6 protein-coding genes are annotated in these 6,711 nt (G+C 70.8%); 1 reads left to right on the top strand and 5 read right to left on the bottom strand.

Features of this window, described 5'->3' with window-relative positions:
- Window positions 1-3 precede the first annotated feature (3 nt).
- Window positions 4-465, bottom strand: coding sequence for a universal stress protein (locus tag D7X99_RS28115; RefSeq protein ID WP_121780479.1), 462 nt, complete (start codon window positions 463-465; stop codon window positions 4-6).
- A gap of 146 nt (window positions 466-611) precedes the next feature.
- On the opposite strand from D7X99_RS28115, the gene D7X99_RS28120 reads away from it, so the two are divergent.
- The gene (locus D7X99_RS28120) at window positions 612-1,487 is read left to right on the top strand and encodes an SDR family oxidoreductase (protein WP_121780480.1); all 876 of its coding nucleotides are present in this window, start codon (window positions 612-614) and stop codon (window positions 1,485-1,487) included.
- Between the two features lie 11 nt (window positions 1,488-1,498).
- Here D7X99_RS28120 and D7X99_RS28125 read toward each other — a convergent pair whose 3' ends face one another.
- From D7X99_RS28125 to D7X99_RS28140, 4 genes are all read right to left on the bottom strand, one after another.
- On the bottom strand, window positions 1,499-2,284 hold the full coding sequence (locus D7X99_RS28125; protein ID WP_121780481.1) for a serine protease: 786 nt from the start codon (window positions 2,282-2,284) through the stop codon (window positions 1,499-1,501).
- 277 nt (window positions 2,285-2,561) lie between these two features.
- A complete protein-coding gene (locus D7X99_RS28130; RefSeq protein ID WP_121780482.1) occupies window positions 2,562-4,052 on the bottom strand; it encodes an FAD-dependent oxidoreductase in 1,491 nt (496 codons plus the stop codon).
- Window positions 4,049-5,395, bottom strand: a complete 1,347-nt coding sequence (locus tag D7X99_RS28135; protein ID WP_121780483.1) for a 2Fe-2S iron-sulfur cluster-binding protein — start codon at window positions 5,393-5,395, stop codon at window positions 4,049-4,051. The genes D7X99_RS28130 and D7X99_RS28135 overlap by 4 nt, the downstream gene beginning before the upstream one ends.
- 209 nt (window positions 5,396-5,604) lie before the next feature.
- Window positions 5,605-6,711, bottom strand: a 1,107-nt coding sequence (locus tag D7X99_RS28140; RefSeq protein WP_147476287.1) for a polymer-forming cytoskeletal protein, incomplete at its 5' end; no start/stop codon positions are given.

The following is a 6,711-nucleotide window of genomic DNA, read 5'->3' on the forward strand; positions in this document are numbered from 1 at the left end:
CCGTTACTCCGGGCTGACGTGCAGGGTGAGCACCGGGCACGCGGCGTGGCCCACCACCTTCTGCGCCACGCTGCCCAGCAGCATGCGGGTGAGCCCCTTGCGCTGGTGCGTGCCCATCACGATGAGGTCGTACTTCCCGCGCTCGGCCTCCTCCAGCACCACGTTGCCCGCCTCGCCAATCACCACGCGGTGGGACAGCGCGACGGGCGCGGTGCCGTCCACCTTGCGCAGCAGCGCCTCCAGTTCCTTGCCCGCGGTGTCGCGCGCCATCGCCTCCAGCGAGTTGGCGTCCCAGCCGGGCGAGGCCACCAGCAGATCCGGCGCCACGTACTGCGGCGGCTCCCAGGCGTGTACGACGTCCACCGTCGCGCCGAAGGGGCGGGCGAGTTGCAGCGCGTAGTCCACGACGGACCGGGAACCGTCCTTCAGGTCCACCGGTACGAGGATGCGTGAAGGGCCAGCCATGGGTGTCCTCCTCCAGCGGGAACAATGAACGATTAATGCCCGCCCGCCTCCAGGGCAAGGGGGCGTGCAGGGGGAGCCGAGCAGCGGGGCGGGCACGCAGGGCGACCCGCGCATGGACACCTTCTTGTCCGAGGTCCTGCCCCCATATGCGCCCTCCCATCGACAACGGTACCGTGCTCATCATCGGCGCAGCTGGCGGCATCGGCCGCGAGCTTGCCCGGCTGCTCTCCCCACGGGTCAGGACCCTGGTGCTCGTCGCGCGCGACATGGACGACCTGGGGAGCCTGCGGGAGGAGCTGCTCGTCCGGAATCCCACCCTGGGGGTGATGATCCGCGCGTGCCGGCTGGATGATCCGCGCGCGGTGGACGCCCTGTTCGAGCACCTGGAGCGCCACTACGTCCGCGTGGACGTGCTCATCAACAACGCGGACCATTCCTCCAGCGGCCTGTACGCGGAGGAGCGCTGGAAGCGCATCGAGGAGCTGGTGCAGGCGAACGTGCTGGCCCCGGCGATGATCACCCACCGCCTGCTGGGCCCCATGCTGGAGCGCGGGCGGGGCGGCATCCTCACGGTGGGCTCGGGCGCGGCGCGCCTGTTCCTCCCGGGGGCGGTGGCGTTCTCCGCCACGCAGCGCTTCCTGGATGGCTTCAGCGAGTCCCTGCGCCTGGAGCTGAAGGACGCGGGCATCCCCGTCACCTTCGTGGCCGCCGGCCCGCTGGCGCTGGAGCCGCACCTGGACGGAGAGGTGACGCCGTTCTTCGAGCTGTCCCTGCGCCAGTGCGCCCGCGAGGCCCTGGCGGGCTTCGAGCGGGGCGAGGCGCTGGTGTACCCCGGCTTGGGGCACCGCTGGGCGATGCGGCTGTTGCGCCTGCTGCCGCGCTCCTTCAAGCGGGGCCTGGGGCGGCTGGCGCTGGGCGGCTTGAAGCGAACGCTGCTCCTGAAGCCGACCGGGCCCACCGGAACGGATGCGCCCCCCCAGCGCGTGCTGCTGGCCGGAGGGGAGCCTTCATCCGTGACGTAGACGCCAGGCGACTACAGGCCGATTTCGGCCAGACGCGCCTTCACGCGCGTGGCCTTCACGCCGGTGTTGGCCGTGCCGCGGCCCTGCGAGTTGCCGCCGATGCCGATGTGGTGCAGCGCCACCACCTGGTGGGTGGACGTGGAGATGACGGGCGAGCCGGACGAGCCGCCCAGCGTGTCCGCGTCGTAGGAGATGTCCGTGGTGCTGTAGTTGCCGTTGAGCACCTTGCCCGGCGAGGACTTCTTCGTCGGCACGCAGGACGACGTCGTGTAGTAGTCGCAGTTCTGGTTCACGACGTACACGGTGGCGTTCGTCGCCGCGTTGGCGCTGGCAACGGTGAGGAAGCCGTACACCTGGCCGGGCAACTGGCCGTTGACGGCCGAGCAGCGCAGCGCCGTCATGTCGTCACCGCTCCAGGTCTTGATGAACGTGTCGCACGCGTACCAGACGCGCGAGCCGGACGCGATGCCGTCCTCGTAGTTGAACGACACGCGCGCGCCCACCGCTTCCGAGGCGCTGCCCACGCAGTGGTTGTTGGTGATGACCACGTCGTTGGACACCAGCCACGCCGTGCAGCGGCTGCCCACCGCCGGGATGGAGAGGTAGCCCACCGCCAGGGACTTCGTGCGCTGCGTGCCCGTGAGGGACGTGGCGCTCACCCAGTTCAGCGTGCCCACGATGACGTTGGACTCCTGCGACGCGAGCGGCTCCGCGTCCGGCACGTCCATGGGCTCCACGGAACCACACGCCGTCAGGCCCATCACCAGCATCGCACCCACGAGCTTCTTCGCGGCCATCACTGAATCTCCCCCCGCGCGGCATTGCGCGGCGCGGGGGGCCTACGCACGCCCCGTGCCATGGCTCCCGTCAGAGGGAGCCCGGCGTCACGCCCCCGTGACACTGGTGCGTGGATGCTCCGTGCAACCCGGTTGCGATTGTAAAGAAACGTCACATTCCGCGGCGAATCCCCAGCCATCCCGGGAACTTGCGTGATTTTCCGGGAGTGCCGCTTTTGCGGACATGCGGGGGTGTCCCTGTCCCAGGCGGAGACAGGGGCGGGGAGGGCGGAGTTCTTCAGCCGATGATCATGTCCTCGCGCTCGAGGGTGCCTTCCTCGAAGCGGCGGAGGTTGAAGCGGGTGAAGAGCTCATCGGAGTCGCCGGAGGTCATCCATTGGGCCATCCGCTCCGCGACGGCGGGGGCCATCATGAAGCCGTGGCCCACGAAGCCGGACAGCTGCAGCAGGTTGTCCAGGCCGGGGGTGCGCCCGAGGATGGGGTTGTTGTCCGGGGTGACGTCGTAGAGGCCGCCCCACTGGCGCAGCACCTTCACCTGGCCCACGTGCGGCAGCTGCTCCGTGAGGGCCTGGGCGAAGCGCGCCACGAAGCGCAGGGTGCTGCCCATGTTGGGGCCGGCGGGCTCCTTCGGGTCACCCATGCCGCCCACGATTTCGCCGCGCATGGACTGGCTGAAGTACAGGCCCGTGTCGAGCACCGACACCAGCGGCGATAGGAAGGGCTTGAGCGGTTCGGTGCTGAGGATTTCGTGGCGGTGCGGCTCGTTGGGCAGCGTCACGTCCGCCAGCTTCGCCACCTGCGGGCTCCACGCGCCGGAGGCGAGCACCACGGTGTCGCAGGCGATGTCGCCCCGGTCCGTCTTCACCTTGCGCACCTGGCCGTTGCTCGTCTCGAAGCCGGTGACGTGGGTGTACGTCTCCACCTTCACGCCGCGCTTCACGCAGCCCTGCGCGTAGCCCCACAGGAAGGCCCAGGGGAAGATGACGCCGTCCTCCGGGTTGTAGGCCGCCGTCACGCAGTCCTTCATCGTGAGGTCCGGGACGATCTGCCGCGCCTCGTCCGCGGTGATGATGCGCGTGGGCACGCCGTACTTGTTGTGCAGGGCGGCGTTGCGATCCAGGCGGTACGCGGTGTCCTTGCGCTTGGCCAGGAACAAGTAGCCACCCTGGCGCAGCCACACGTTGACGCCCAGGTCGCGCGCGAAGCCCTTCATCAGGTCGATGGAGCGCTTGGCCAGCTCAATCAGCGCCGGGGTGCCCCACTGCATGCGCACGCCGCCGCCGTTGCGGCCGGACGCGCCCGCGCACAGGTAGCCGCGCTCCAGGACGACGACGTCCGTCTCACCGCGCAGGGCCAGGTTGTACGCCAGCGACAGGCCCATGATGCCGCCGCCGATGATGACCACCTTCGCCTTCTGGGGCACCGGGCCTTCCGGGCGCAGGGCGGACGGGAAGTGCTCCAGCTCCTGGGGCACGCCGCCCACGGGCGGGACGGACTCGTCCACGGGTGCGCTGGCGAGCACGCGCAGCTCCGTGGGGTACAGCGGCGGGCGCGGCGTGAAGGGCACCACGCCCTCCGGCTTGAGCGCCGGGGCCTTCTGCTTGAGCAGCGCGGCCACCGCGGAGTGGCAGCTCTTGCCCTGGCAGATGCCGGTGCCGAAGCCCGTGTAGCGCTTCACCGACTCCACGTCGTGGTAGCCGCGCTCGATGGCGTGCTCCACGTCCGTGACGGTGACGTCCTCACAGGTGCAGACGAGCGCCTTGCTCATGACAGCCCTCCCATCAGCGCCTGCGCCGCGCGTGCGCCCATGGCCGCGGCGTCCTTCGCCGAGCCTGGCTTCGCCACGTCGCCCGCGACGAACACGTCCCCCGCCTGCGTGCGCCCGTCCGCGTCCGCCTCGACCCGGAAATGGCCCGCGTCCGCGTCGAACTCCACCTTCGCGCCGCCCTGGCGCGCCAGCTCGAAGCCCGGCGTCACCGGCACGGACACCACCACCGCGTCGCACGACACCTTCTGCTTGCGGCCGCCCTGGGGCGTGAAGCTCAGCGCCGTCACTCCGCGCAGGCCGTGGGCCTTGAGGCCGTCACCGATGACGGCCTTGGGGTGCGCGTTCGCGGGCAGCGGGCCCTTCAGGTCCACCACCGCCGCCACCTCCACGCCGCGCTGGGTGAACAGGTGCGCCAGCGCGTGCAGCTCCGGGCCGTGGCCCACCAGCGTCGCCACCTGGGGCGCCACGTCGTGCTTGCGCAGGAGCAGGCTGGCCGCGCGGCCCGCGATGACGCCGGGCAGGTCGTTGTTCTCGAAGGGGAGGGTGGGGGGATGGCCGCCCACCGTGAGCAGGAAGCGCTTCGCGTAGACCTTGAGCAGCCGCACGTTCGCCGACTCCTGCGACGCGACCGCCAGGTAGCGGCCGTGCTCGTCGTCATACAGGCCGATGACGGTGGCGTTGCGCACCACGCTGCCCTGCGGGAACGCGGTGGCCTCCGGCACGAAGGGCGCGTTCTCCTCCGGGACTCCGTGGGCCAGCCGTCCGCCCAGGTTCGCGTCGCGCTCGAAGAGCAGGAAGGGCACGCCCTGTCCGGCGAGCACCCGCGCCGCGTCCAGGCCCGCCGCGCCGCCGCCCACCACCGCGACGGTGGTGTGGAAGGTGCGAGGGGGCAGGGGCTCCGGGCCCGCTGCCTTGGGCAACAGGCCCAGGCCGGCCAGCTGCCGGGCCACTCGCGCCATCACGTCCTCCGCCACCGGCACGCCCGCGAACATCTCGTGATGGTCCAGGCGCTTGGGGAAGAACCAGTCGATGGTCTCGAAGATGTCCACCTTCGCGGACGGGTACGCGTTCTGCCGCTCCAGCCGCATGCCCTCCTTCGCGGGGGTGCGGCACGTGTAGACGTTGGGCAGCCCGTCCACGCGCATGAGGCAGTGCGAGCAGGCCGCGGCGAAGCAGTACGGCCCGCGCGGGCGGTGGTACTTCACGGAGCGGGAGAGGACGTTCTCGCCCGCGGCGATGAGGGAGCACGCCACCGGCTCGCCTTCGATGGCGGGGATGCTCTCGCCCTCGAGGTCCACGGTGATGGCCCTGCCGCGCGGGGTTGCGTCTGGGAGGCGTCGCATGGGTGCCGCGCAAAATGGCGCACCCGACGGAGCCGGTCAAAGCCTGTCAGCGGCCGCCCGCCCACCGTCAACACCCGGTCACGACAGCGCAGGTGATGGCGCGCGAGCACGGCACTTGTTGGAGAAGGAAAAGCCCCACTCCCGGTGCGCTTGGGAGCGGGGCTTCATGATGCGGTGTGGCAAGCCGGGGGGCCGTGAGGCCGGGTGCGTCAAACCGGGTGCTCGCTCCGGGGGAAGATGGGCTCCGGCATGCCCCGGCCGCGGTAGCCGAACCGGGTGCGGATGACCGCTCCGAAGGCCAGCGGGTTGAGGATGAGGTTGAGCAGCACGCCCACCACCGGGATGTGGCTGATGAGCAGGATGAGGCCCAGGCCCAGGGCGAGCACCACCGCCTGCGTCTTGCGGCCGCGCATCACCGGCAACCGCGTGCCCACCTCGCTGGCGATGGCCGCGTAGCCCAACGCCGTGCCCAGCATGGAGGCGACCAGGAGGGCGAACGCCACCGGGATGCCGATGAGCGTGATGCACAGGACGATGGTCAACGGGATGAGGGCCAGCGCGCCCACGATGCCCACCCAGAAGTTGCGGGCGGGGTTGGCGCGGATCTCATCGCCCAGCTCCTTCATGCGCGCCGGGAAGAACATCTGCCCCAGGAAGCCCAGGCCGAAGAGGAGCGCGAACTGGAGGATGAAGGACGCCAGGCCCCCGCCGCGGCTGCCTCGGTCGTCATCGTCGTCGTCGTGGTCCACCGACGCGTCGTGGTTCTGCCCGTCCTGCATGCCGCGCTTGATCTCCCCGGCCACCATGCGGCCCAGGCCCGCGCCGCCGAAGGACTCCAGGCTGCCCTCCACGATGGCGCCGTCCGCCTTCTGCACCTGCCCGCCGAAGGCGGACACGTCGCCCTCCACCTGCGCGTTGGGGCCCAGGATGACGTTGCCGCCGAAGGCGTGCGCGTCTCCCTCCACGTGGCCCTGGATCTCCAGGTTGCCGCCGAAGGCGACCGCGTCGTCCTCCACGGTGCCCTTCACGATGAGGTTGCCGCCGTACACGACGGCGCTCTCCACGGACTCGCCCTCCTTCACCTCCAGGTTCTGTCCGCGCGCCACCACGTCCCGGGCTCCGCGCTTGCCCTTCTTGTGCTTGAAGCTGTCGCGGAAGCTGCGGATCTCCTCGCGGATGCGCTGCTTGGCGGCCTCGGCCTCTTCCTTCGCGGCCTGCTTGGCCTCATCGCGAGCGTGCCTCGCCTCTTCGCGGGCCTCCTCGCGCGCCTCCCGGGCCTCTTCCTGCGTCGCGTCCTCGTCCAGGGAGGGCGGGGC

Origin of the sequence: Corallococcus sp. AB032C, assembly GCF_003668935.1 — a bacterium.
GTDB lineage: Bacteria > Myxococcota > Myxococcia > Myxococcales > Myxococcaceae > Corallococcus > Corallococcus exiguus.

Bases quoted from the DNA above. Each gene is read 5' to 3' on its own strand.
- D7X99_RS28120 (WP_121780480.1), top strand. From the start codon at position 612: ATGCGCCCTCCCATCGACAACGGTACCGTGCTCATCATCGGCGCAGCT.
- D7X99_RS28130 (WP_121780482.1), bottom strand. From the start codon at position 4,052: ATGAGCAAGGCGCTCGTCTGCACCTGTGAGGACGTCACCGTCACGGAC.
- D7X99_RS28115 (WP_121780479.1), bottom strand. From the start codon at position 465: ATGGCTGGCCCTTCACGCATCCTCGTACCGGTGGACCTGAAGGACGGT.
- D7X99_RS28125 (WP_121780481.1), bottom strand. From the start codon at position 2,284: ATGGCCGCGAAGAAGCTCGTGGGTGCGATGCTGGTGATGGGCCTGACG.
- D7X99_RS28135 (WP_121780483.1), bottom strand. From the start codon at position 5,395: ATGCGACGCCTCCCAGACGCAACCCCGCGCGGCAGGGCCATCACCGTG.